This window comes from Rhizobium rhizogenes NBRC 13257 (assembly GCF_000696095.1).
In the GTDB taxonomy this organism is placed as follows: domain Bacteria; phylum Pseudomonadota; class Alphaproteobacteria; order Rhizobiales; family Rhizobiaceae; genus Rhizobium; species Rhizobium rhizogenes.
In genome coordinates this window covers 98579-121952 of record NZ_BAYX01000006.1, presented here as the reverse complement: position 1 = coordinate 121952, position 23374 = coordinate 98579, and the positions used below count along the sequence as shown (strand labels likewise).

The following is a 23374-nucleotide window of genomic DNA, read 5'->3' as shown; positions in this document are numbered from 1 at the left end:
ATTGTCATGCTTTACTGACATGAAGGAGAATGTTTGATGTCCATTATGCATTCTAACTCTTTCGATATCCGGCAACTTGAAGCCTTCGCAGCGGTGATGTCCGCTGGCAGCGTGACCGGGGCTGCGCGGCTCCTCGGGCGCTCGCAGCCGGCGGTCACCAGGCTCATTCAGGATCTGGAAGCCGATATCGGTTATGCGTTGCTGCATCGAAGCGGACCGCGCATTAGTCCGACCGCACGCGGCCTGCTCTTTCATGCCGAGGTCGAACGCCACCTGGCCAGCCTTGCCCATATCCGCGAACGGGCGAACGCGATCGGTCTGGACGAGCCGGCGTCACTGACGATCGCCGCCACGCCGTCACTTGCGGCCGGCATCTTGCCGCAGGCGATCGCGGCCGTCGCACCGAGCCTCATTCCGCGTCATCTTCATGTGCAGGCGCTCGCCGCCGAGAACGTCGTGCAGGCCGTGCTTGCCCGATCGGCGGACTTCGGTATCTCAAGCTTGCCGTTGGAGCATCCCGGCCTCGACGTCCACTGGGTCGCCGACGCGCCATGTGTGGTCGCTCTCTCCGCAGACGATCCGCTCGCCAGTGACGACGTCGTGCGTCTCGCAGATCTTGCCGACCGGCGCATCATCACCTTGGCGAACCCGTACCGTCTGCGGCACCGCGTCGACGAAGCTCTGGAAAGGGCGGGCGTTGTGCCGCAGCGGATGATCGACGTCAACGCCTCGATGACGGCCCTTACAATGGTCCGTGCCGGACTGGGAGTGGCCATCGTCGAGCCGGCAACCGTCGTCGGTGTCCCGCTCGAGGGCATTGTGATGCGCGTACTCGACCACACCATACCTTTCCTCTTCGGCGCGATCTCGCCTGCCGCACTGCCGATGACGCCGACCGTCGCCGCTGTCATTGACGCGGCCCGCGCGGTGGCGCTGGCAATGCCGGGTTGCCGATTGCATGAATCAGGCGGCGTCGAGGCCCTGGCCGACACCGTATACGGACAAACGATGCTGCCGGAAGGAACCCCTTCGTGAGCGACCCGATCTCCGTCCCTCAAGGACTCGACGCCCTCGAGGCACGACTGAAGCAGGATCTCGCCTGGCTTGAGCTTCCGGCCAAGTCCTGGGTTCCTTCCCGCGACGTCGACGGCAAGCCGGTCGTCGACGTCGTGATCATCGGTGGCGGCATGGCCGGGCTCGTCGCTTCCGGAATGTTGAAGCGGCTAGGCGTTGCCAACCATGTCGTGCTCGATAAGGCGCCAGCCGGGCACGAGGGGCCGTGGATCACCTTCGCAAGGATGAGAACCCTCCGCTCTCCCAAGCAACTGACCGGTCCGGCGATGGGGCTGCCGGCCCTCACCTTCCGCGCCTACTATGAAGCGCTGTACGGCGCCGAAGCCTGGGGCGCACTCGACCGGGCACCGCGCGAAATCTGGATGGACTACCTGATCTGGTACCGGCAGGTGCTCGACCTTCCGGTTCGCAACGGAATATCCGTCGACGCGGTTCTCCCGCGCGCGGACGGCATGCTCGATGTCGTCTGCAGTCGGGACGGCCGGACCGAAACGACGGTCGCGCGCCATGTGGTTCTCGCGACAGGCCGTGACGGCCTGGGTGGACCGTTCGTGCCTTCCATCGCCGACCATATCGATCGGAAGCTCTGGGCTCATACTGCCGATGCGATCGATTTCACCGCGCTGAAGGGCAAGCGCATCGGTGTCGTAGGAGCCGGCGCTTCGGCGATGGACAATGCCGCGACCGCTCTCGAAGCTGGGGCGGCACGCCTCGACATGTTCGTTCGGCGGAAGGAATTGCCGCGGATCAACAAATTCACCGGCATCGGCAGCCAGGGCGTCGTCCATGGTTTTGCGGGCCTTCCCGACGAATGGAAATGGCAATTCCTGCACTACGCTATGGACCAGCAGACGCCACCGCCACGGCCGAGCGTGCTGCGCGTCAGCGCGTTCCCGCAGGCTCATCTTCATCTGGAAAACCCGATCACCGCGCTGGCGCAGGACGACGATCATCTCGTGGTGACGACGCCGAAGGGGCGCTATCCGGTCGACTTCCTGATCTTCGGCACGGGTTTCAAGGTCGACCTGACAAGCCGGCCGGAACTCGCCGCCGTCGCGTCCCACATCCGTCTCTGGCGCGACCGCTTTCCCGTGCCGGCGGACATGCCGAACAGTGAACTGGAAGGCTCGCCCGACCTCGGCGAGGCGTTCGAGTTCCTCGAAATCGAGCCGGGCGCGTGCCCTGCACTGTCGCAGATTCATTGCTTTAACTTTCCTGCCACGCTGAGCCACGGCAAGCTCACCGGCGACATTCCCGCCATCAGCGAGGGCGCCGACCGGCTCGCCCGCGGCATCGTGAGAGCGCTCTTCGTCGCCGACCGCGAGCGCCATTTCGAAAACCTTCAAGCTTTCGACACGCCCGAACTCCTTGGAGACGAATGGGCGGACGACGAGACGGAAACGCTTTCCGAACTATCCTCCGAAAGGACACCGACCAGAAATGCTTGAGATCAAGAACCTAAAGCTGTCCTACGGAAGCACGCAGATCCTGAACGGCGTCGATCTCTCGGTAAAGCGCGGCGACGTCGTTTCGATCATTGGCCCGAGCGGCACCGGCAAGACCACGCTGCTGAAATGCATCAACCACCTCGCCAAGCCCGCGTCCGGAACCATCGCGTTCGACCAGATCAAGATGGACTTCCAACGCCCGGACAAGAATGCAATCCAGGCGATCCGGCTCCGGACAGCCATGGTCTTCCAGCAGTTCAACGTCTTCAAGAACATGACAGTCATTCAGAACGTCATGGATCCGCTTGTTGTCGTGCAGCGCAAGTCGAAGGACGAAGCACGCGAGATCGCTCGGCGGGAACTTGACCGCGTCGGCCTCTCCGACAAGCTGGACCATTATCCGTCCCAGCTCTCGGGTGGCCAGCTCCAGCGTACCGGTATCGCGCGTGCGCTCGCGGTCAAACCAGACGTGATGCTTTTCGACGAACCAACGTCGTCGCTCGACCCCGAACTCGTCGGCGAGGTCCTGAAGGTGATCAAGGACGTCACGTCCTCCGGGATCACTTCCCTTCTCGTCACCCACGAAATGCAGTTCGCGAAGAACATCTCGAACCGCATCGTCTTCATGGACCGGGGTGTCGTCGCAGCCGACGGCAGTCCGGCAGAGATATTCGATGCTCCGTCGAACCCACGCCTTGCACAATTCCTCAATTCCGAGCTTGCAATCCACTAGAGAAAGGATGCCTGACATGTCTTACATCAAGTCAACTTCCCGCCGTACCTTCGGCCTTGCCGTAGCAGGCGTTGCAATCGCCCTTGCTACCGCAGGCGCATCCTATGCCCAGGATTCCGTCCGGACCATCAAGATCGCGACGGCGGCGGAATCCAAGCCGCTGTCGTGGGGCGCGATCGGTGTCGAACCCCAGGGCTACGAGCCCGACGTGCTGAAGGCGATCAATGCGAAACTCCCTCAGTACAAGTTCGAGATGGAAGGCGCCGCGGACATCGCACAGGAAACCGGCCTGGCAACCGGCAAGTACGATATCGCGACCGGCGGCTATTATCGGGCGCCCGCGCGTGAAAAGCAGTTCCTCATTCCGGAAAGCCCGATCGGCGCCAGCCTGATCAAGATCTACAGCCGCAAGGACAGCAGCATCAACGAGATGAAGGACCTCGTCGGCAAGAAGATCGTGCCTGTCACGGCCGGCGGCGGCATCTACAAATTCGCCACCGCGTGGCAGGAAAAGAACCCCGACACCAAGATCGAGATCACCGCGTCGAGCGCCGGAATCCCGTACCCGGACCGCCTGAAGGAAGTCCAGAACGGCAAGTACGACGCGCTGGTTCTGCCGTCGAATCTGGGCGAACAGACCGTGATCGACAACCAGAAGCTCGACATCAAGGCGAGCGAGCCTGTCTCGATCAACAACACCTTCGTCCTGATCCACCGCTCCGCGGAAAACCAGGCGCTTTCCGATGGCATCGACAAGGCTCTGAAGGAGCTCAAGGCCGATGGTACGCTCGCCAAGCTCTCGCAGAAATGGTTCGGCGAGGACATCACTACCTACATGAAGTAACGGCACGCCACGCGCTGACGATCAAGGCTGAAATCGCAAAAAGGAGTGTTCCAAGGTGGACCTTTCCATAACGCTCTCCGAGCTGTTCAAGGCATTGCCCCTGACGCTCGCGATCACGTTCACAGCCATGGTCGTCGGCTTCGTGCTGGCGTTGATTGCGACGACGTTCCGGGTTCGAAGGATCCCCGTGGTCAGCCAACTGGCCGATCTCTACGTGTCCTATGCCCGGAGCGTTCCGGTCGTCCTCCAGTTGTTCGTCGCGTTTTACGGCCTCCCGCTTGTCGTCGGCCTGCTGAAGATCGACGACTTCGTTTCCCCTAATGTCGCTGCGATGCTCGGCCTCAGCCTCTACCATGGGGGCTACCTGTCCGAGGTTCTGCGGCCGGCCTACCTGGCCGTCGAACGCGGTCAACACGATGCGGCCGACAGCCTGGGATATAGTTTCCGGCAGAAGCTTGCCCGCGTCGTCGGTCCGCAGGCGGTGCACATCGCGCTGCCCGGTTACGGGAACTCTATCATCTACCTGATCCACAACGTCGCGCTCGTCATGTACATCGGTGCGGCGGACGTGATGGCGACGGCGCATCTGGTCATGCAGCGGGACTACAATCAGTACCAGTTCGAGACCTACCTCGTGCTGGCGGTAATCTATTCGCTGCTATGCCTCGTGGCGTGGCTCATCGTGCGGTTCTTCGAGAAGCGAAATTCCAAGTTCGCGCCCAGGACCGCGACGGCCAAGGCCACCATCATGGCAAGCGTCTGATCGAAAGGAGGTCATGACATGTTCGATTCCGAAGTCCTTCTTCCCGATCTCTGGGACATCCTTGGTGCGGTTCCTGTAACGCTCGCCATGGCGCTCGCGATCTTCATCCTCTCGACGATCGTCGGCAGCCTGTTTGCGATGGCGGAGTATCGGCGCGTCCCCGTGTTGCGGGAGCTGGTGGTCGCCTACAAGATCGTCTTCAAGGGCGTTCCGATGGTGATCGTGATCTTCCTTGCATATTACGGCCTTCCGCCGGCACTTCACTTCCTGTCTTCTTTGGTCGGGGTGGAGTTCAACGGTCACGCGACGCCGAACTGGGTTACGCTCATCGTCGCGTTGACGCTCTGCGTCGCCGCATTCCAGGCTGAGGTGGTGAAGGGCGCATTGAATTCCTTCGACACCGGCCAGGCGGACGCTGCCTACTCGCTAGGCTACAAACGGAGCCAACTGTTCCGGCGGGTCATGCTGCCCCAGGTGATCGTTGCGGCGATCCCGGATCTCGCCAATTCGATCATGGTCATCATGAAGGCGCTTTCGCTTGGATTTGCCATCGAGGTCGTCGACATCTTCGCGCAGTCGCAATTGACCGCTGCGCTGAACTTCTACTACCTCGAAGCCTTCCTGATTGCTGTCGTGGTCTACATGGTGATCGCCTATGTCGTCACTTTCGCAGCCGATAGGATGGAACGGGCGCTCAGGGTATGGGCCTAATAGTGGCCTATAGGGCGGCAGCCACCAGGTGGCCCGGCCCAACAACACGGTAGCCGGCGTTTGCGGGTTGGTAGTCGATTGGCCGGATCGGACTTTTGATCTCGTCGTTTGCGACAGTGCGCTTTTCGCGGCGGCGATCCGGATCCGGCACAGGAACAGCTGCTATCAGCTTCCGCGTATAGGGATGCTGCGGGTTCTCGAAGATCGCCGCCCTTGGGCCAATCTCGACGATCTCGCCGAGATACATGACGGCAACACGGTGGCTAACCCGCTCCACGACCGCCATATCATGCGAGATGAAGAGGAAAGCAAGGTTGAGGCTCTGCTGCAGATCGAGCATCAGATTGATGACCTGCGCCTTGATCGAGACATCGAGCGCCGAGACACTCTCATCCGCAACAATGACCTTCGGTTCCAGCGCAAGGGCGCGGGCGATGCATATGCGCTGGCGCTGGCCGCCGGAAAATTCATGGGGGTAGCGCGTTGCCATTTCCAGCGAGAGCCCGACTTTCAATAGTAGGTCGGCCACCACATCCTTGGCCTGCTTTGCCGTGCCCATTCCATGTTCCAGATAAGGTTCGGCGATCGCGGCACCAACGGTCATGCGCGGGTTGAGGCTTGCATAGGGATCCTGAAAGATCATCTGCACCGATTTGCGCATCTGGCGCATGCCCTTCTTATCGAGCGAAAGCACATCCTTGCCTTCCACCACCACCGCGCCATCACTTGGCTCGATCAGGCGCATGATTGCGCGACCGGTCGTCGACTTGCCGCAACCGGATTCACCTACCAGGGACAAGGTCTCACCAGCGTGGAGATCGAAGGTGACATTTTCGACCGCATGGACGCGGCCGCTCAGGCGCCCGAGCAGGCCGGAATGAATATCGAAGCGCTTGCTGAGGTTCCTGACCTCCAGGACTGGGCGCTGGCTGGAGACAACCGTGTCGACGGCTTCCTCGGGCACATCGGATTCGCCCGTTGCCGTGTTGACCACGGGAAAACGCAGCGGCCGAACATGCCCTTTCATGGAACCGAGCACGGGTACGGCCGACAGCAAGGCGCGAGTGTAAGGGTGCTTGCTGCGATGAAAAATATCGGCCGTTGCTCCGGTCTCAACCTGCTCTCCTCGATACATGACCACCGTCCGGTCGGCGATCTCCGCCACCACGCCCATGTCGTGAGTGATGAAAAGGACCGATGTCCCCTCCTCTTCCTGAAGCATCTTGATCAGGTCGAGGATCTGCCCCTGAATGGTGACGTCGAGCGCCGTTGTCGGCTCGTCGGCAATGAGGAGTTTCGGCTTCGACACAAGCGCCATTGCAATCATCACGCGCTGGCGCATCCCGCCGGAAAAGCGATGTGGATATTCATCGAAACGGGCAGCGGCAGAGGGGATGCGAACCTTCTCCAGAAGCCTGATGGTCTCGGCGCGTGCCTCGGCTTTCGACATCGGTGAATGGCAGAGCAACGCCTCGGAGATCTGATCGCCGATCGTAAAGAGCGGATTGAGGCTGGTCATCGGCTCTTGAAAGATCATGGCAACCTCGTTGCCACGAACGCGGCGCATGGCATGTTCCGGCAGCGCCAGAAGGTTATCACCACCCAGCATGATCCTGCCTTCGATGCGGCTCATGTCTCTCTGCAGCAGCCGCATGATCGAGAGCGACGTCACGCTCTTTCCCGATCCGGACTCCCCGACGATCGCGACGGTCTCTCCCGGCGCAACCGTAAAGGAAATGTCGCGGACAACCGGTTTCCAATCCCCATCGATCAGAAACGAGGTCGTGAGGTTCTCGACCGAGAGAACCGGTTCAGCGGCGTCGACCGTCTGCGCGTCCATGCTGGCCATGCTTGGTTCCTTGTCGTTTCGGGCAGGCGTGGCGCATCAATCCGGCCAGCGCAACATTCCGTCGAAGCGATGCTTGCTGCGATTTTCGATGGGCGTCGCGATGATCTCGTTGGAAGCGCGTGCCTTGTCGAGCTCCTCGGACAGACGTCCCGCCACGATCATCTCCTCGCCCGGGTGCAGGTTGCAGGGATCGAGATAGAAATATTGATGCTCCACCTTGTGGTCACGGACGATGATCGGAGGCGCACCCCGCGCCAAGGCATCTGACAGATCCCAGGCGGTAATATGGGCCTCCTGCGGATTCAGAATGACGCGCAGTCGATCCAGTGGGTTGTTGGTGGGATCGGGTTCGATCAGGGCCGTAACACCCGGGCGGCCATCCAGCGTCTGCTTCCAAAGATTGAGATAGCCGGTTTCACGTTCACGGATACCGGCGTGATCGCGCTTTTCCCAAGCTTCGAGCGCGGCCATCACGCCGAAGATGCTTTCCTTGCCGACTTTCATGCCGCGGCCGATGCCCATGTTTTGAAGGAATGCATGCCGGACCAGTTCCTTCCTGCCCGCGACAATGCCCGACGTCGGCCCTCCGAGGAACTTGTGGCCTGAATACAATGCCACGTCCGCCCCCTGCTCAACGAAAACCTTAAGGTCATATTCCGAAGCGGCATCGACAATCACCGGCACACCCTTGGCATGGGCGATCTCGACGAATTCCTTGAGGTTCAGGAGCCCGTGGTCGACCACATGATGCGAGACGACATAGACAGCGGCGGCGGTCTTCTCGGTAATGGCATTTTCCATGTGGAACCGGTGCGTGGAGGTCGCCTGGCCGACCAGAACGACCTTGCCGCCCGCAAGCCTTATGGCCTGATCGACAGGCGCGCCGTAACTGACCACATGCCCCATCTGAACGAGGACTTCGTTTTTCTCCGGCACGACATCCGGCAGTCTCTCGATGGCCAGCAGATCGTTGCCGGTGATGGCGCCCGCAACGGCAAGGCTGATGCCGGCCGAGCACGATGCCGTTACGAAACCCGCCTCGCCTCCGGTCAGGCGCGCTATCACGGCACTTGCCTTGCGTTGGAGATCGTTGATCTCGACGAATTGCGGCGAGATCGACGACATCGCCCTGATTGCTTCCGGAATGACGATGGAAGCGCCAAGGCTTGTCATCGTACCGGACACATTGATGACCGGGCGAAGACCGATCGATGCACGGATATCATCGGACATTTATTTCTCCTGTCTCTCTGTTCGACGACGAGGATCGCTTCGATTGCCTCATCGACAACTATGCCATAATAATGTAATAGGCTCTAAAACTGCTCGAGGAGCATGGAATTGGACGCAAAGATATCATCTCCGGACGATCCCGACGGCGCGGATCCGACCGACGACGAAAGCACCAAGGTTGCTCGTCGCTCCCGCGTCAGCGGTATCGATCGTGCGCTTCAGGTGATTGATTATCTTTACGAAACTGGTTCTCCTCTCGGAGTTTACGCGATTGCCAAAGCCGTCAAGGCGCCGCTTTCCACGATCTACGTGATTGTCGACGATCTTGTCGAAAAGAACATGCTGACGCGCAACGCGGACGGTGCCCTTTGGCTTGGTCCGAGGCTCTACCACTACGGGCTCGCCTATGCTCGCTCGCTGGATTTCATGAGCGTGGCGACGCACGAAATGCATGATCTTTGCCGGGAGGTAGCCGAGACGGTGCAGGTATGCGGGCGCGACGGCGATCACATGCTGGTGCTTGCCATGGCCGACGGGCCGAGCCATTTTCAGGTCGCCTCTCGCGTCGGAACCCGCGTGCCGCTCAACTGGACCGCCTCGGGTCGCCTTCTGGTCGGCCATCTGGCCACGGACGAGCGTATCGAGCTTTTCAGGCGATGCGCGCGCTCCTCGCCGACGGGACGCGCCGAGGTTGATCCGGCGACCCTTTCCGAAGCAGCCGTCAGGGCTTTCGGTGATCGCCTGTCGATCCAGGCCGGCGAGTCCGATTATGCCGTTGCCTGCATCGCCTCGCCGATCTGCGATCGGGATGGCCAATGCGTTGCCACCATCTCCATCGTCCTGCCGGAACAGAAGGCCTTTTCCGACGAGAACCACTACACCGCGCATGTGCGTGCTTCGGCTGAACGGATAGAAAAAGTGATGGGCTGGCGCAACCATTAGGACACTCTCCTTCAGTCGTTCAGGGCGATGATCGCTTCGATCTCGACGGTGATATTGCCGGGCAACGAGCCGAACCCGACAGCCGAGCGCGCATGCTGACCAGCCTCGCCGAAAACAGCAATGAAGAGATCCGAGCATCCGTTGATGACGCTTGGATGGTCTTCGAAGCCCGGAACCGCATTGACCATGCCGAGCAGCTTGACGACGCGCTTGACGCGGGACAGGTCCCCGAGCGCCTCATGCATGACCGCGAGCAGATTGATGCCGGTCAGGCGCGCGTGCCTGTAGGCGTCGTCGACGGCGACATCAGTTCCGACCTTGCCGGAATGCATGAAACCGTCTGCCTCGCGCGGGCCCTGTCCCGAAAGATAGAGGATATTCCCTTCCTGCACATGCGTAACAAAATTGGCTATCGGCGGCGGCGAGGGCGGCAGCTCAATGCCGAGCGCGGCTAGCCGTTCATAGGGAGAACCGATGGTTGTTGTCATTGCTGGGGACCTGTTCACGCAAATTCCTGTCTGAAATCGTAGTTGGCGCCGTGGTTACCGATAGGAATAGCCGTGGCTGTGGCGCACGAGCTTGCGGGCTCTTGGAATGTAGCGGCTGGCTGCGATCGCCTCACTGCCGATGATGGCGTAGCGCGGCTCGAAGAGCTTCTTGAGCACCGAGACATCGCCGTTGGAGTCGGTTGCTTCCACCTCGGAGTCGACCAAGTCAAAGATCGTGAAGTCGGCACGTTGCCCAACCGACAGGCGGTTTTCCATCGACAACTTGATGACGGATGCCGGAGCATGGGTGACGGCCTCCACGACCTTGTCGAACGGCATGCCGACCGAAAGCAGCTTCGACATCGTCGTGGCCAGATCCCAGACCGGGAAGTTCATCGAATGGCCATGCAGGTCTGTCGAGATCGAGAACGGCAACAGGCCGCGCTTGATCGCGGCCTCGGCCACCTGGAACGAGAAGGAGGCGCCACCGTGACCGATATCCAGGCGAATGCCCTCGCCCGCACACCGTTCGGCGAGGTTGAAGAGATCCTCGTCTTCCAGGATGCTCGAACCCGCCTTGCCGTTGAAGCAATGGGTAACGACGTCTCCAGGACCGAGAATTTCAAGAACCTCATCATAGAGCGCCGGCGGCTCGCCAACATGCACCATCATCGGCACATTCAGGATCTTGGCGATCTTCTTGCCGAGCTTGACCGGCGTTACGCCCCACGAACCGGTAATGACATGGCTCGCACGAACCTTGATGCCGACGATATGCTCACTATTCTCGGCATAGACCTCCAGGATCCGGTCGAGATTGATGGAGCGGATATCCATCAGCTCGCTTACGCGGTTGCATGCGACCAGGCCGATGGAGCCGAGATTGAGGAAGGCCTTGATCCGCTCTCGGGATGGCTCGATGATATATTCACGGAAGCCGTGGAAATTCGCCTCGCCAGCCGATCCGGCATCGACCAGCGTGGTTACGCCGCGTTCGGCACCGCATTCCGATGGGCGGATGGAGATATCGGTGCCGCCATGCCATATATGCACATGTAGGTCGACCCAGCCGGGCGAGATCCATGCTCCATTTGCATCGATACGCGTAACATCGTCGGCAACGGACAACGAGGGTCCGATCGCGGCGATATGACCATCGGCGCCAACGTGAATATCGATCATCCCTTGCGGCGCGGCATTGCCGAAGGCCATGGGCTTGACGTTGGTGAGCAGAAGCGGCTTTCTCGCCTGATCCCCGGATGACATGATTACAGGTCCTTTCGCAGTCTTGGATCGAGAGTATCGCGCAGTCCGTCGCCGACCATCTGCAGCGAGAGCACGGAGAGAATGATGGCAATACCGGGGAACAGCGTCATCCAGTCGGCCTGACCGATATATTGCCGGCCGGCCGCGATCATCGTTCCCCAGGTCGGTATTTCCGGGCTGACGCCGAGCCCAAGGAAAGAAAGCCCCGCTTCGGCCAGCATCGCATTGGCAAAGAGAAAGGTACCCTGGACGAGGATCGGCGACAGCAGATTGCGCAATACGTGTCGTGTCATGATGTGAAAGGTCGATATTCCAAGCGCCTTTGCGGCTTCGACATAGGGCAGTTCGCGGAGAACCAGCGTCGATGCGCGCACGATGCGGGCAAGACGCGGAGCGTAGACAACCGAAAGGGCGATGATCACGGTGGTCAGCGAGGGACCAAGTGCGGCGACCAGCGCGATTGCCAGCAGAATATCCGGAAAGGCCATCATCGCGTCGATCAGGCGAGCGATCGGGGTGTCAAGCTGCTGGAAGAAGCCGGCTAACAATCCAAGCGTCACACCAATCACTGCCGACAATGTGACCACGGCGACGCCCACCAGCAGCGACAGGCGGCCGGCAAAGATGGTGCGCGAAAAGATGTCGCGTCCGAACTCGTCGGTGCCGAAGAAGAACGTGCCGCTCGGCGGCTTCAGGCGATTGACGATGGAAAGCTTCGAGGGCGAATAAGGAGCGATCAAGGGTGCAAAGATTACAAGCAGCGCGAAGATCGTGAGGATCAGGACGCCGATGGCGACCGTCTTTCTCCTGAAAAGCCGGCGGAAGAATTTACTGCGCTCGCTTTGAGCAGGCTTGATGGCAATATCCGTCATCAGTAACGCACCCTCGGATCGATCAGCAGATACAGCATGTCGATAGCAAAATTGATCAGCACGTAGAGGGCCGCGATGACCAGCAGCGCGCCCTGGATCACCGGATAGTCGCGCCTGAGCACTGCGGAGACGACCAGGTTGCCAACGCCCGGGAGGCCAAAGACGGTCTCCGTCACCACGGCGCCTGAAATCAGCACCGCGGCTGTGAGGCCGATGACGGTGAGGATCGGAATCAGGGCATTCTTGAGTGCATGCTTCAGGATGACCCGGCGCTCGACGAGGCCCTTGGCGCGGGCGGTGCGGATATAATCATCGCCAAGCACATCCAGCATCGAGGCCCGCGTAAAGCGAAGGATCAGTGCCGATGAAACGACACCGAGCGCGAAGGCCGGCAGCATCAGATGATACATGCGGTCGACGAAGCTCGAGCCGGGGCCGCCATAGCCTGAAACAGGAAAGAGATTGAGGCGCACTGCGAAGAACTGCATGAGGATGAGGCCGAGCCAGAAGCTCGGTATGCTCGCGACAAACATCGCCACGGCGGTCGCCGCCTGATCAACGAATGACCCACGCCGGTATGCCGCGTAAATTCCGATCGGCAGCGCGATGATGCAGGCGATGGCCAGGGAGAACAGCGTCAGGAAAAACGTCGGCTCGGCGCGATCGAGCAGCGCCGAGGTCACCGGCATATTCAGGAAGATCGACTGGCCAAGATCACCCTGCAGAAGCTTTCCTATATAGTAGAGATATTGGATCCCCAGAGATTGGTCGAGACCCAGTCGGGCGCGAAGATCGGCGATATCCTGCGGTGTCGCATCCGGCCCGAGCATCACGGCCGCCGGATCGCCCGGCGTGACACGGACAATGATGAAGACGATCGTGACGACCAGAAACATGACGACGATCATGCCGAAGAGGCGCTGTAGAACGTAACGTATCATGATTGGCTGATCCTTCCGGCCAACGACCAGGGGATGATCAAGAGGCGGCAGGCCAAAAAGGGCCGGCCGCCCGTGTTGGTCAGGCTACTTCTTGATCGAAGCGTTCCAGAAGTACGGCCAGGGAGCGGGAGTGACGCCCTCGAGCTTTGTGGATACGGCGGACACCGCGTTGAAATCGCCGATCTTCATGAAGGGGACATCGTCGTAAATCGCCTTCTGCACATTCGCGAACAGCGCGACACGCTTGTCGGGATCCACTTCCGTTGTGAAGGCATCGACAGCGGCCTGGCGCGCCGGCGTATCCCACCAGCCCGGCGAACTCGTCGACAGCGAGCCGATCAAGCCGGGCTCGGGCAGGAAGGGGCTATGGGTGATGTAGATATCCCACAGCTTCGGATCGGTACGGCGCTGGGTGAGCGTCGCCCAATCGACGACCTGCAAGTCGACGGTGAAGCCGGCAAGCTTGAGATATTCCGCCGCAACCTGCGCCATCTTGTAGTGAAATTCATACTGGCGGCTGGTCAGGATACGCAAGGGCTCGCCATTGTAGCCCGCCTTCTTCAGCGCTTGCGCGGCCTCTTCCGGCTTCCCGATGTTATACGCCCCGTCGACGCCGGCATCCGTGTGCCATACATAGGCTTTCGGATAGATATCTCCGTTCAGCGCATAAAAATCCGGGCTACCGAACGCCGCCGCCAACATGTCTTCCATGTTGAGCGCCTGGCGGATCGCCTGGCGGATTTCGATGTTCTTGGCGATGCCGTCCTTGGTGTTGAAGACGAACACCGGATAGCCGAATGGCTTCAGAATGACCGGCTGCGAAGCCGTCGATGCCTTCAACTTGTCGAAGGATTCGACAGGAATGGAATCGACATAATCGTATTGGCCGGAAACCGCCGCCTCGACGCGGGTGTTTGCGTCGGGGACCGGCACGAAACGGATCTCGTCGAGATACTGATGACGGGCGCCACCATAACCGTCGCTTTCGCCATCCCGCGACTTGTAGCCATCGAAACGCACGAGTTGAATATATTGATCAGCCTTGCGCTCCTTGAGCATATAGGGGCCGGTGCCAATGAACTCCTTCATCGGCTCATCCTGCTTGTCGGCCGGAATGATGATTGCCGCGGAATTGTTGAAGGCGAGCAATGAGGTCAGTGGCGCATAGGGCTGCTTGAGCGTGATCTTGACGGTCGTGGGATCGACGGCCGCAATCGCCTCGATGAAGCCTGCCACCTGCTTGCCGCGAGAGGCGACCTTTTCCCATCGGTTGAGCGATGCGACGACGTCTTTGGATGTCATATCCGTGTTGTTGTGAAACTTGATGCCGGTGCGCAGCTTGATCGTATAGGTCTTACCGTCAGCACTGATCTGCGGAAGGCTTTCAGCCAGAAGCGGGGTTACCTTCCAGCTCTTGTCGAACGTGTAAAGCGTCTCGAAAATGTGCTGGGTAACGATGCCGACGAGATCTGCCGTGGACGACATTGGGTCGAGGGTCGGTGGCTCGCCGATCGTGGCGACGTTGATCACCCCTCCCCTTTCCTGGGCGAGAAGGATCGAAGGCAAAGCAAGGAGTGCCGTGCCGAGCAGCAATGCGACGAGGTTCTTCATACAAGTCTCCCGGTTCATTGTTCCTTAATTATGTTATAAGTATTTTTATAAAAGAATACAGAACGAACGAGGCATGTCAATTGCCGGCACAGTCACGTTAACGGGCCTGGTTGGAGCTTTGGCGTAAGCAGTCGGGGACGTCACACGGCGGAGCGAATGGCCGGCCACTTCGAACCAAAGGCTTGAATAGCCCCTAGATTAACTGTGCGGGACTTCTCCGCCCTGAAGGAAGCCGAAGCATGGCCCTGCAATTGATGGAAGGGCGCTCGACCGTGACCTCTTGTAATCCGCAAAACCGACCTGTTTCGAGCGGAACCATGCACATAGCCATGCGTTAGTTTTATGAGGCTGTAGGCCGTGTCAAACGGACATGATGGTGCTGAAGAACAGGGAGATTTTTCCGTTTTCTCTCCATGGCCAACGAAACGGCAGCCGAGCTTCCTATCCATCCGGCCTGCAACCTCCGTCCTTTCAACGATGGAGAAAATCATGGATAAGCGGCGGAATGGGCGGTTTCCGTCCAATCACGGAGTGGTCTTCCTTGTATCCGCCTCGCTGATGGCGGCGATACCGGCGGGAATCACAGCACAACAGACGCCGAGCAAAGAGCGTTGCCAGGCACCCGATACAAGCGGCCAGACAATGGATGGCCAGGCGACACCAAATCCGAGGAGCGAAAACTCGAAGCTCTCGGAATGCGGCGGCGTGCTGAAACCGCCGGCAACCGGGGACAGCGAATTGGAAAAGCCAGCGCCGCCCGTCGGCAACACGCCGGTCATCCCGCCCAACCATGTACCGGAGGAACATGGAAACGACACGCCCAAGAACCAGTAATTTGTCAAAGCGTTACGGTTTTGGTGCCGGTTGCTCGATGGTCTTCTGGTCGACAGTCGAATCTTGGTTGGTACCGGTCACGAACGGTTTGATGACGATAATGCTGAGGATCGACGCCACCATCAGTCCCAGAATGACGAACAACAAAGCGCGCATGTTGGCCTCGCATCCTACTGCGGCTTGCGGATACAAAGATTGCTATCGTGACCGCTGATGCCGCTCACCTGTCGGGAATGAGTTTCGGCCCGGTGCTTGGCCTCGTCGTTTTCGACCGAGCCCTCGATGAGGACACGGCCGCCGATGACAGAAATGAAGATGCCACCGGCATCCAGCAACGGATCCTCGTCTAGTCTCTCATGGATTTCCTGGCGTATCTCCGCATCCGGTCGCTGCTGCGAGGTGCCGTGTTCCTTGGGCCTGTCTTGCATGACGTCCTCCATTGGTTTGGACTCACAAATCCCAACCAAGAAAACAACATTAGGTTCCATCCTCGCTCGCGGTCTTCGACATCGGCTTATCGGTTTGAGATAATGCTGCGTAGAGAGAACCCGGCGCGTCAACCGATCGAGAACCGTCGGTGCCCGGTATCGAGCAACACTGGGCTGGTTTGCGGAAGGTAAGATCACCCCCTAAAAGTCTGTCTGTGCTCCAGCCTGAATGCTGCTCTCCATCATCGGCAGTTTACCGCCAGACTTCGCAAATGAGCCTGAAAGTGCAGAAGGCGCAGGAAGCCTGTTTCTCGGCTCAAACATCATGCCAATAAGGAACAAGAGCCGCCTGTCCGTGCAGACTGCCGTTCTCATCGATCAATTGCCAGAGGGTCACATGATCGACCCAAAATCGCTTTCCTGACTTTGCCACGCGCAACCCGCGATATTCTGTGATGTAACCATCCCGTTTGGCGGCATCGAGCAGGCGCTGACGCTCTTCGCGATCCGGTGTTTCGGCGGAAAAGCGCGAGCGAAGTTCTACAAACTCATTCCAGTCGTATTCGAAACATGCCTGCGCCGTCCTGTTCGCATAGATGAAACGGGGATCGGCATCGGTATTGTGGGCCAGCAGACAGAAGGGCGCATCTTCATAAAGCCAGCGTGCAGCAATGGAAGCATCCCGCTCTTCGGGCACCAGCGATTTCTTTGTGAACCTGAAATAGCTCTGCGAAAGAAGATTGAAGAAATCCAGATCAGTGCCCGTGTTCATGGCGCTCCCCGTAATGGAAATGCTTTTCGCGCGACCGGCGATATGTATGAAAGGGGTAATGCTATAAATTGTTCGCCCGCGGATTTTGTCCAACCACCTGCTCTGCGTCGACCGGGACCTCAACCAATATGGATGGATGACCCGGACTGTAGCTTTCGCGCATAATCTCAGCCAGATTGCTTAGATCCGGCATCAGCTTGCGGCTTTCCCAGCCGCATGCGCGCGCCATCGATCCAAAGTCGATGCGGTGCAGATCGCTGTGATAGCGGGAGGATGAATAGTCCGGAATGACCACGGGCAGGCCCTGCACCATGATGCCGAGTGCACCGTTGTCCAGCACGAACAAGACGATCCCCAATGATCGGGCTTCGGCCAGGCAACCGGCAATCAACCGGAAGCATCCGTCGCCCGTAAAAGCAAAGACCGTCGCGTCCGGTTTTGCAAGCTTTGCGCCGATTGCCGTCCCGAATGCCCCGCCCATTGCCGAACCGCGATAAAGCGAATGGAAGCGGACGTTCGGATGCGGGCGCTGCGTGACATACTGACGGTCTTTGTAGGCAAGGCACACATCATCGAATGCAATGCTTCCCGGCAGCCATTGACGATCGAGCTCCTGGTAAAATCGGGCAATATCGATTGTCCCGGCGCGCGGCGGCATGATCTCGCGATCATTGAGATCGGCCACAAAAGCCGGTGCCGGAGGGCGCGGCGGTCGGACATCTTCGAGCCGGACGATCGCTTCGCTCAGAACCTGATCGATTGGCCCTCGAACATCGAAATATTCGCCGCGCACACGATGTCGAAACTCGCCCCCAACGCTGCCGTATGGGGCGGTCAGGTTGGTGAAGTTCCATGTCGTATGGGCAGGTATGTCAGAGAAATTCAGGGTGTATTCGTCAGGGCAAAACCCGAGCGTAATGACAACATCGTCGGGGCCGAGGCTTCTCCAGAGCTGCATTGCGCGATCATTGCCGCCGAAGCCCAGATAGCCGAAACCGAAGGTGTTATTACGCGCCACCGCATTCGCCCCGTTTATGCTCCAGACGATCGGTGCCTGTAATGCTTTGCACAAACGTGTGGTGAGGACAGGCATGTTTGGATACATGGCCGCCTCTTCCCCGGCGAGCACGATCACCCGACGCCCGGCCGATTGCCGCGGGAACTCGGCCAGAAAATAGGTAAGAGACGCTTGGTCGATGTCATCAGGCTTATTGGCATAATTGCCATGCCGGAGCTCATAGACCGGCTCAGGCACCATCTGTCCGAGTGCTTCCGGCGGCATCAGGAGTGCGATCGGCGAGCCCTGATCGAGATGCCTGCGCGCCTGCTCAAGTTGTTCTTCGATACGGTCTGGGTCGTCCAGGACGAACGTGCCGGACGGCAGCTCGGCCTTCAACTGAGCCACAACGCCGGCCCCCTCCGGGCTCGTGTCCTGCAGCGGTGCGCGATGTCGCGTATCTGCTGGACTGAGGGGAATGAGGTAGATTGCGGGAATATTGTGCAGCTTCGCGTCACTCAGGCCGCAGGTCAGCAACCGCGTTGCGGCTCCCGTCGTTGCAATAGCCGCGCTGATCTTCCCGCTTGCGAGATAGTATCCAAGGGGAATGAAGCCGGCGACATATTCTCCGATATTGAAGAAAACCGGGGTTTCGGCACCGTCGTCGGGGATACGCATCGGCTCGAGATGTTTGAGCAAATGGATGACCCCTCCCCCCGTAACGCCGGCATAGTGATGCACATGCCAGGTCCTGAGGGTGTCGATCAGGAATTCATATCCTGTTTTCAGCTTGATGGCCCGAACATCGCTTGTCGTTTCGACCGGAAGATTCACCGTCATTTGCTCGCCTCTCCGCTATGACCCCTGTTCCTCAATTCTGCGCAACATTGACGCCCGCTTCCCCGGATCCGAAGCAAACACGGTTCCGACACACAGCCATTCCCGATGCCATGTTCTGGAAGCAGCATTATGCGATGCTTTTTTCCCTGGAGAGCGCCTCCATACCCGCAACCGTCGCCAGAAGATCTTCATCACAAAGCGATGCCTTATGATCGGCGATATCCTTGAAGCGGGAGAAAGCGAGATCAAGATCAGCATCCGAGCCGAACTCGACGCCCAGAGCGCGCATGCACATGCGAAAACCGTTGCGGCCCGAATTCTTTCCGAGCACCAGCCGATACTCGTCGGCGCCGACCTCCGCGGCCGTCATGATCTGGTAGGTCAACGGGTTCTTCAGCATGCCATCCTGGTGAATGCCGGATTGGTGCGAAAAGGCGTTCTTACCGACGATCGCTTTGTTCGGCTGCACAACGAAGCCCGTGATCTCCGAGACGAGCCGGGATGCAGCGGTCAACCGGCGAGTTTCGATCGACGTCTGACATCGGAAGAAATCCTCGCGTGTATGCAGCGCCATGACGATCTCTTCCAGCGACGCGTTACCAGCGCGCTCGCCGATGCCGTTGATCGTACATTCGATCTGGCGCGCGCCCTGCCGGGTCGCTTCAAGCGAGTTGGAAACAGCCATACCCAGATCATTGTGACAATGCGCGGAGAACACGGCCTTGTCAGCATTCGGCACGACATTACGCAAATAGGTGAACAGCTTGCTATATTCGTGCGGCGTCGCGTAGCCGACCGTGTCCGGCAGGCTGACCGTGGTCGCACCGGCTTTGATCACCTGTTCCACAAAGCGCGCGAGAAACTCCGGTTCCGACCGGCTCGCGTCCTCGCAGGAAAACTCGATATCCTCAGAATAGCGCCGCGCGTGGAGCACCGCGCGAACGGCATGTTCGAGCACGTTTTCCGGTGTCATCTGCAACTTGTATTTCATGTGAATAGGTGAGGTCGCCAGCACGATATGGATGCGGGACGACGCCGCACCGGAAACAGCTTCCGCCGTCAGGTCGATATCGCGCTCGACCGCGCGGCTCAGGCTGCAAATCGTACTGTCCTTGACGACGCGCGCCACGGCTTTGATCGCGTCGAACTCGCCGGGACTGGAGACGGCAAAGCCGGCCTCGATTACGTCGACCTTCAACCCTTCAAGCATGAGCGCGATCTCGACCTTTTCACTGGCGTCAAGGTTGATCCCGGGGCTTTGCTCGCCGTCACGCAATGTGGTGTCAAAGATAATAATCTTGTCAGTGTTCATGCGGACTCTCCCGATCGATTGAAGCATCGGCATCGCCGAATTCGTAAGGGTTAGCTGTATGGCACTACACTCAAGTCACGGGTGATCGATGCCTCGGGCACATTCGATGCCGGCGGCGAAATCCATCACGCGATAGAAGTCCTGTCAGATCTGATCCTGTTTGGTCCTGGCTTTGCCAGCATGCTGGAAACCGGACAAACAACTCCATTCCGCAACCAGAGCGCGGCAGATATCGAAATGAAGGGCCGGTTCCCGTTCGGCATAGGCCGGGGAGGTCAACCCATAGGCAAGGCAGGCAAATAAATGATCAAGTTCAGCGCAGGTAGGCGGTCGGCGTATTGCCGTTGCAAGGCAGTCCGGGCTACCTCGACTTTCGGAGCAAAGATTTCAAAACCTGAGAATTGAGTGTCCATAGCGCACCGAATGGTTACGATGGCCAGCATCGCTCCATTCGTGACAGCGGTATTTTAGAAAATTACGGACTATTTTTAGGAAATTACGGCTTTCTGCTTAGCCAGCGACAAGTGTATCCACTTTGCCACACTGACTTCCGGCCGCCCATATTTCAATTATATGGCGAGTTCATCACCAATCTGCAACTACTTTCGACGAGAAGCCGAGCCTGGTTCTCCCTCTCATTGTAATCCCCCGTTAGAAACGGGGGATTACCACCGCAGTTATGAGACCTGTGCGCGGGATGTTGAATTCCATACGAAACTCACCTCGTTTGCCATTTCACGATAGTCCACAATTAGTTCAAAATAGTGAAGCCCTTCATGGGCCTGTCTCCGCCTAGCAGAGTCAGCGCCAAGTGGAAAGACGGGTCAAATAACGGCGGAATTCAACAGCCGTATCGCTTTCACGATCACGTTTCCGAAGGCGCGAGCACGACAGCCGCCTCAGCGGTCAGCATCCGGAAGGTGAAGGTCTCCTGAAGGTACAGTTCCACGACAGTGCTGGAATGGCTTAGGTAACCGATGGAGATATCCTGGCCGATATCCAGCTCAAAATCGCCGCCGCGAGTTGTGAGTACGAATCCTCCTTCGTTAGCAGGCGCCCAGATGATCCCTCCGTCGACGACACGCTCGATATGATGGAAGACCGGATAACCGTCGTCGCTGCCGCCACTGGCTGCGGTGTATGCTTCTGTGCCCAGCACAAGCGCATAGGGGCCATTGACACCGGCCAATCGCAACTGGCTTACAGCCTTGGCGACCGCATCCGGATATCCCCTCACATTGGAAGGCAAGGGCAATATCGGATTGCTGCTGCCCTCGCGAATGCCCTGAATCCCCGCCGCGGCATATCCATCGAAGACAGAGCGATCTTCGGCGAAGGCGATCTTGCGCGCCGCATCCTTGACAGGCGACCAGTCTGAATCTTCCGCGCCGCGCTCCACATCGTCGATCGCCTGGCGCGTCAGCTTGAACGGAACGCGCAGCTCGACAAGTGTCTTCACTTCGCGAAGCGCAGTCTGAACCCCATCGCCAGGTCCCGGGATAGGTTTGAGATGGCCGGTGCCGACCGCCGACAGTTCGACACCTCCAGGGTCCTGCACATCCACGACCCGACGCGCCGCCAAATGGCGCTTGAGCGTGCGAGACGCCTCTTCTTCGATTTGTGCCCAAGCACTGTCGGAGATGGGGGCTAATTGCCGATGAAGATTATTCATAACCTGCCTCATTTTTTAAAGAACCAATACCGAGCGAGCCGTCGCCTGGGGACGATCGCGACTGAACTCTCTCCGCCGCCTCGGGCTCTTTCGAACTCGGGGCAATAACCGATGGGGCCGCATCACCAGCCACAACATCATCCAGGAACGTCGCGGTGGGCACGAAGAACAGCGTTCCGGTCACCACGCGGCTGAAGTCGAGCAGCCGATCGTAATTTCCAGGCGGCCGACCGATGAACATGTTCTCGAGCATCTGCTCGATCCTGCGTGGCGAGCGGGCATAGCCGATGAAATAGGTACCGAACTCCCCCTTCCCGACCTCGCCGAACGGCATGTTGTCACGCACGATTTCCAGCTGCTCGCCGTCCTCGATGATGGTCGTCAGGGCGTTGTGCGCGTAGCTTGGCTTGACGGCATCATCCAGTTCGATGTCGGAGAGTTTCATGCGCCCGACGATTTTTTCCTGCTCGGCGACGGGTACTTCGTTCCACCCCGTCAGATCGTGCAGATACTTCTGCACGACGACATAGCTGCCGCCAGCAAAGGGAAGGTCCTCCTCGCCGATGATCGTCGCCTTGACCGCGTCCTGATCCACCGGGTTCTCGGTGCCATCGACGAAGCCGATCAAGTCGCGATCGTCGAAATAGTTGAAGCCATGCACCTCATCCATCACAGAGACCGCGCCGCTGAGCCGCGACATGATCTGTGCTGCCAGTTCAAAACAGAGATCCATGCGGGTTGAACGGATGTGAAAGAGGATATCGCCGGGTGTCGAGACGGCATGATGCCGACCGCGGATCTCGCGGAACGGATGCAGATCCATCGGCCTTGGCGTTCCGAAAAGTCGGTCCCATGCGTCGGAGCCGAACCCCATGACGCAGGACAGCCGGCCCTCGAGGTCACGGAACCCGACGGCACGCAGCAGTCCGGACAGATCGCCGCACAAGGCGCGAACGGTCGCATCATGCTGCGAGCCGGAATTGACTGTCACGACGAGAAATATCGCTGCCCGCGTCAGCTTTGCGACAACCGGCTGAGAAATGGCAGTGGGAGAATTTGCGTCCATTGGCGATCCGTTTGTTGTCCTTTGTTGAGAATGCGGCCTGCTCATCCGTCGGCTCTCGACGCCATCAATCCATGTCGCGAAAGGCATGCCCATCCGCTTCGACACCTTCCACGACGCTCGGCGGCAACAGATCCTGTGCCGCGGTACCATCGAAGACCCAGTCTTTCGGATCCGCGAAATCGGGGAGAGCCGCGCCGGTGTGCACATAAAGGCCCATGCCGGGTTTCTTGACGTTGATGTAGAGATCATATTCTGGCATCGCTGCAACTTTCCCAGGTTGAAGACGAAGTTGACGCTGGGACACCCAGCCTTACAAAGACCAGAGTGATTGAGGCAGCCTGACCGGCTGCCTCAAGGCGTTCATCACAAGTTGACCGGCCGCCCGGATTGTTCTTCTTCCAGGGTCACGGCAATGTCGGCATTCGCGGAGAGACGAACCTTGTCCCCCTCGACGCCCGCGACGAAACCGATCTCAATGTAGTGATAATGTCCCTCATGGCGCCCGAAACTGTCGCTCTTCTTGAGCTTGATACGGTCGCCCTCCAGGCGATCCACCGTTCCGACGTGCACGCCATCGGCACCGATGACTTCCATATTTTCCTTGATCTTGTCCGTCATTGCAGCTTTCTCCTTCGTTCAGCTGTTGCCTCGATAAAACGTTGCCAATGGTCGTACGGC

At 59.0% G+C, this 23374-nt stretch carries 25 protein-coding genes; 9 read left to right on the top strand and 16 right to left on the bottom strand.

Translation table 11 applies throughout. The annotated features are described in order from the left end of the window. Positions 1–36: 36 nt before the first annotated feature. From RRH01S_RS14765 to RRH01S_RS14740, 6 genes are read left to right on the top strand one after another with little or no spacing between them, the layout of a single operon-like run. The gene (locus RRH01S_RS14765; protein ID WP_034515617.1) at positions 37–1035 is read left to right on the top strand and encodes a LysR family transcriptional regulator; all 999 of its coding nucleotides are present in this window, start codon (positions 37–39) and stop codon (positions 1033–1035) included. Beyond that, positions 1032–2522, top strand: coding sequence for an NAD(P)-binding domain-containing protein (locus RRH01S_RS14760; protein WP_042472418.1), 1491 nt, complete (start codon positions 1032–1034; stop codon positions 2520–2522). Before RRH01S_RS14765 ends, RRH01S_RS14760 begins: the two co-directional genes overlap by 4 nt. Continuing rightward, positions 2515–3255 carry an amino acid ABC transporter ATP-binding protein gene (locus tag RRH01S_RS14755; protein ID WP_007694822.1) on the top strand — a complete coding sequence of 247 codons (741 nt, stop codon included), beginning with the start codon at positions 2515–2517 and terminating at the stop codon, positions 3253–3255. Before RRH01S_RS14760 ends, RRH01S_RS14755 begins: the two co-directional genes overlap by 8 nt. A 16-nt stretch (positions 3256–3271) precedes the next feature. Beyond that, entirely contained in the window at positions 3272–4099 is an 828-nt protein-coding gene (locus tag RRH01S_RS14750; RefSeq protein WP_042472415.1) for an amino acid ABC transporter substrate-binding protein, read from the top strand. A 55-nt stretch (positions 4100–4154) separates the two neighbouring features. Beyond that, positions 4155–4862 carry an amino acid ABC transporter permease gene (locus RRH01S_RS14745; RefSeq protein WP_042472412.1) on the top strand — a complete coding sequence of 236 codons (708 nt, stop codon included), beginning with the start codon at positions 4155–4157 and terminating at the stop codon, positions 4860–4862. Between the two features lie 18 nt (positions 4863–4880). Then, entirely contained in the window at positions 4881–5573 is a 693-nt protein-coding gene (locus RRH01S_RS14740; RefSeq protein WP_012649660.1) for an amino acid ABC transporter permease, read from the top strand. A 7-nt stretch (positions 5574–5580) separates the two neighbouring features. Here RRH01S_RS14740 and RRH01S_RS14735 read toward each other — a convergent pair whose 3' ends face one another. After that, positions 5581–7422 (bottom strand): ABC transporter ATP-binding protein, encoded by a 1842-nt coding sequence (locus RRH01S_RS14735; RefSeq protein ID WP_037221590.1) that lies wholly within the window; start codon positions 7420–7422, stop codon positions 5581–5583. Between the two features lie 36 nt (positions 7423–7458). Further along, the gene (locus RRH01S_RS14730; RefSeq protein ID WP_042472406.1) at positions 7459–8655 is read right to left on the bottom strand and encodes an aminotransferase class V-fold PLP-dependent enzyme; all 1197 of its coding nucleotides are present in this window, start codon (positions 8653–8655) and stop codon (positions 7459–7461) included. Between the two features lie 102 nt (positions 8656–8757). On the opposite strand from RRH01S_RS14730, the gene RRH01S_RS14725 reads away from it, so the two are divergent. Continuing rightward, positions 8758–9597: an IclR family transcriptional regulator gene (locus tag RRH01S_RS14725; RefSeq protein WP_042472404.1), complete on the top strand. Its 840-nt coding sequence runs from the start codon at positions 8758–8760 to the stop codon at positions 9595–9597. A gap of 11 nt (positions 9598–9608) precedes the next feature. On the opposite strand, the gene RRH01S_RS14720 is transcribed toward RRH01S_RS14725, so the two are convergent. From RRH01S_RS14720 to RRH01S_RS14700, 5 genes are all read right to left on the bottom strand, one after another. Next, on the bottom strand, positions 9609–10085 hold the full coding sequence (locus RRH01S_RS14720; RefSeq protein WP_007694813.1) for a RidA family protein: 477 nt from the start codon (positions 10083–10085) through the stop codon (positions 9609–9611). Positions 10086–10139: 54 nt separating this feature from the next. After that, positions 10140–11351 (bottom strand): amidohydrolase/deacetylase family metallohydrolase, encoded by a 1212-nt coding sequence (locus RRH01S_RS14715; RefSeq protein ID WP_042472401.1) that lies wholly within the window; start codon positions 11349–11351, stop codon positions 10140–10142. 2 nt (positions 11352–11353) lie between these two features. Further along, positions 11354–12223: an ABC transporter permease gene (locus RRH01S_RS14710; RefSeq protein WP_007694808.1), complete on the bottom strand. Its 870-nt coding sequence runs from the start codon at positions 12221–12223 to the stop codon at positions 11354–11356. Further along, positions 12223–13164 carry an ABC transporter permease gene (locus tag RRH01S_RS14705; protein ID WP_007694806.1) on the bottom strand — a complete coding sequence of 314 codons (942 nt, stop codon included), beginning with the start codon at positions 13162–13164 and terminating at the stop codon, positions 12223–12225. Before RRH01S_RS14705 ends, RRH01S_RS14710 begins: the two co-directional genes overlap by 1 nt. 84 nt (positions 13165–13248) lie before the next feature. Beyond that, complete coding sequence (locus RRH01S_RS14700; protein ID WP_042472397.1) at positions 13249–14775, bottom strand: ABC transporter substrate-binding protein; 1527 nt, start codon at positions 14773–14775, stop codon at positions 13249–13251. Between the two features lie 489 nt (positions 14776–15264). Between RRH01S_RS14700 and RRH01S_RS14695 the strand changes: the two genes are divergently transcribed. Continuing rightward, positions 15265–15609: a hypothetical protein gene (locus RRH01S_RS14695; protein WP_042472395.1), complete on the top strand. Its 345-nt coding sequence runs from the start codon at positions 15265–15267 to the stop codon at positions 15607–15609. Between the two features lie 12 nt (positions 15610–15621). Here the strand turns inward: RRH01S_RS14695 and RRH01S_RS34420 are convergent, their stop codons facing one another. The 5 genes from RRH01S_RS34420 to RRH01S_RS14675 all read right to left on the bottom strand — a co-directional run bounded on the left by RRH01S_RS34420 (position 15622) and on the right by RRH01S_RS14675 (position 19958). Continuing rightward, positions 15622–15765, bottom strand: a complete 144-nt coding sequence (locus tag RRH01S_RS34420; RefSeq protein ID WP_007694799.1) for a hypothetical protein — start codon at positions 15763–15765, stop codon at positions 15622–15624. Between the two features lie 14 nt (positions 15766–15779). Further along, positions 15780–16037: a BON domain-containing protein gene (locus tag RRH01S_RS14690; RefSeq protein WP_051696710.1), complete on the bottom strand. Its 258-nt coding sequence runs from the start codon at positions 16035–16037 to the stop codon at positions 15780–15782. 316 nt (positions 16038–16353) lie between these two features. Next, a complete protein-coding gene (locus tag RRH01S_RS14685) occupies positions 16354–16809 on the bottom strand; it encodes an MEKHLA domain-containing protein (RefSeq protein WP_037221577.1) in 456 nt (151 codons plus the stop codon). Between the two features lie 61 nt (positions 16810–16870). Beyond that, positions 16871–18646, bottom strand: coding sequence for a thiamine pyrophosphate-dependent enzyme (locus RRH01S_RS14680; RefSeq protein ID WP_042472391.1), 1776 nt, complete (start codon positions 18644–18646; stop codon positions 16871–16873). A 127-nt stretch (positions 18647–18773) separates the two neighbouring features. Continuing rightward, entirely contained in the window at positions 18774–19958 is a 1185-nt protein-coding gene (locus RRH01S_RS14675; RefSeq protein WP_052365211.1) for a 2-isopropylmalate synthase, read from the bottom strand. A gap of 81 nt (positions 19959–20039) precedes the next feature. Here RRH01S_RS14675 and RRH01S_RS34415 point away from each other — a divergent pair, with 81 nt between their 5' ends. Next, the gene (locus tag RRH01S_RS34415; protein WP_034515639.1) at positions 20040–20261 is read left to right on the top strand and encodes a hypothetical protein; all 222 of its coding nucleotides are present in this window, start codon (positions 20040–20042) and stop codon (positions 20259–20261) included. Between the two features lie 562 nt (positions 20262–20823). On the opposite strand, the gene RRH01S_RS14665 is transcribed toward RRH01S_RS34415, so the two are convergent. The 4 genes from RRH01S_RS14665 to RRH01S_RS14650 form a co-directional block, all read right to left on the bottom strand. Further along, complete coding sequence (locus tag RRH01S_RS14665; protein WP_042472388.1) at positions 20824–21630, bottom strand: family 1 encapsulin nanocompartment shell protein; 807 nt, start codon at positions 21628–21630, stop codon at positions 20824–20826. Then, a complete protein-coding gene (locus tag RRH01S_RS14660) occupies positions 21623–22696 on the bottom strand; it encodes a Dyp-type peroxidase (RefSeq protein ID WP_042472385.1) in 1074 nt (357 codons plus the stop codon). Before RRH01S_RS14660 ends, RRH01S_RS14665 begins: the two co-directional genes overlap by 8 nt. A gap of 64 nt (positions 22697–22760) precedes the next feature. Beyond that, positions 22761–22955, bottom strand: coding sequence for a hypothetical protein (locus tag RRH01S_RS14655; RefSeq protein WP_042472382.1), 195 nt, complete (start codon positions 22953–22955; stop codon positions 22761–22763). 104 nt (positions 22956–23059) lie between these two features. Then, a complete protein-coding gene (locus RRH01S_RS14650; protein WP_042472379.1) occupies positions 23060–23314 on the bottom strand; it encodes a DUF2171 domain-containing protein in 255 nt (84 codons plus the stop codon). Between the last annotated feature and the right edge of the window lie 60 nt (positions 23315–23374).

Bases quoted from the DNA above. Each gene is read 5' to 3' on its own strand.
- RRH01S_RS34420 (WP_007694799.1), bottom strand. From the start codon at position 15,765: ATGCGCGCTTTGTTGTTCGTCATTCTGGGACTGATGGTGGCGTCGATC.
- RRH01S_RS14655 (WP_042472382.1), bottom strand. From the start codon at position 22,955: ATGCCAGAATATGATCTCTACATCAACGTCAAGAAACCCGGCATGGGC.
- RRH01S_RS14765 (WP_034515617.1), top strand. From the start codon at position 37: ATGTCCATTATGCATTCTAACTCTTTCGATATCCGGCAACTTGAAGCC.
- RRH01S_RS14660 (WP_042472385.1), bottom strand. From the start codon at position 22,696: ATGGACGCAAATTCTCCCACTGCCATTTCTCAGCCGGTTGTCGCAAAG.
- RRH01S_RS14720 (WP_007694813.1), bottom strand. From the start codon at position 10,085: ATGACAACAACCATCGGTTCTCCCTATGAACGGCTAGCCGCGCTCGGC.
- RRH01S_RS14755 (WP_007694822.1), top strand. From the start codon at position 2,515: ATGCTTGAGATCAAGAACCTAAAGCTGTCCTACGGAAGCACGCAGATC.
- RRH01S_RS14695 (WP_042472395.1), top strand. From the start codon at position 15,265: ATGGATAAGCGGCGGAATGGGCGGTTTCCGTCCAATCACGGAGTGGTC.
- RRH01S_RS14685 (WP_037221577.1), bottom strand. From the start codon at position 16,809: ATGAACACGGGCACTGATCTGGATTTCTTCAATCTTCTTTCGCAGAGC.
- RRH01S_RS14675 (WP_052365211.1), bottom strand. From the start codon at position 19,958: ATGAACACTGACAAGATTATTATCTTTGACACCACATTGCGTGACGGC.
- RRH01S_RS14705 (WP_007694806.1), bottom strand. From the start codon at position 13,164: ATGATACGTTACGTTCTACAGCGCCTCTTCGGCATGATCGTCGTCATG.
- RRH01S_RS14690 (WP_051696710.1), bottom strand. From the start codon at position 16,037: ATGCAAGACAGGCCCAAGGAACACGGCACCTCGCAGCAGCGACCGGAT.
- RRH01S_RS14740 (WP_012649660.1), top strand. From the start codon at position 4,881: ATGTTCGATTCCGAAGTCCTTCTTCCCGATCTCTGGGACATCCTTGGT.
- RRH01S_RS14725 (WP_042472404.1), top strand. From the start codon at position 8,758: ATGGAATTGGACGCAAAGATATCATCTCCGGACGATCCCGACGGCGCG.
- RRH01S_RS14710 (WP_007694808.1), bottom strand. From the start codon at position 12,223: ATGACGGATATTGCCATCAAGCCTGCTCAAAGCGAGCGCAGTAAATTC.
- RRH01S_RS14700 (WP_042472397.1), bottom strand. From the start codon at position 14,775: ATGAAGAACCTCGTCGCATTGCTGCTCGGCACGGCACTCCTTGCTTTG.
- RRH01S_RS14735 (WP_037221590.1), bottom strand. From the start codon at position 7,422: ATGGCCAGCATGGACGCGCAGACGGTCGACGCCGCTGAACCGGTTCTC.
- RRH01S_RS14730 (WP_042472406.1), bottom strand. From the start codon at position 8,655: ATGTCCGATGATATCCGTGCATCGATCGGTCTTCGCCCGGTCATCAAT.
- RRH01S_RS14750 (WP_042472415.1), top strand. From the start codon at position 3,272: ATGTCTTACATCAAGTCAACTTCCCGCCGTACCTTCGGCCTTGCCGTA.
- RRH01S_RS14650 (WP_042472379.1), bottom strand. From the start codon at position 23,314: ATGACGGACAAGATCAAGGAAAATATGGAAGTCATCGGTGCCGATGGC.
- RRH01S_RS14715 (WP_042472401.1), bottom strand. From the start codon at position 11,351: ATGTCATCCGGGGATCAGGCGAGAAAGCCGCTTCTGCTCACCAACGTC.
- RRH01S_RS14680 (WP_042472391.1), bottom strand. From the start codon at position 18,646: ATGACGGTGAATCTTCCGGTCGAAACGACAAGCGATGTTCGGGCCATC.
- RRH01S_RS14665 (WP_042472388.1), bottom strand. From the start codon at position 21,630: ATGAATAATCTTCATCGGCAATTAGCCCCCATCTCCGACAGTGCTTGG.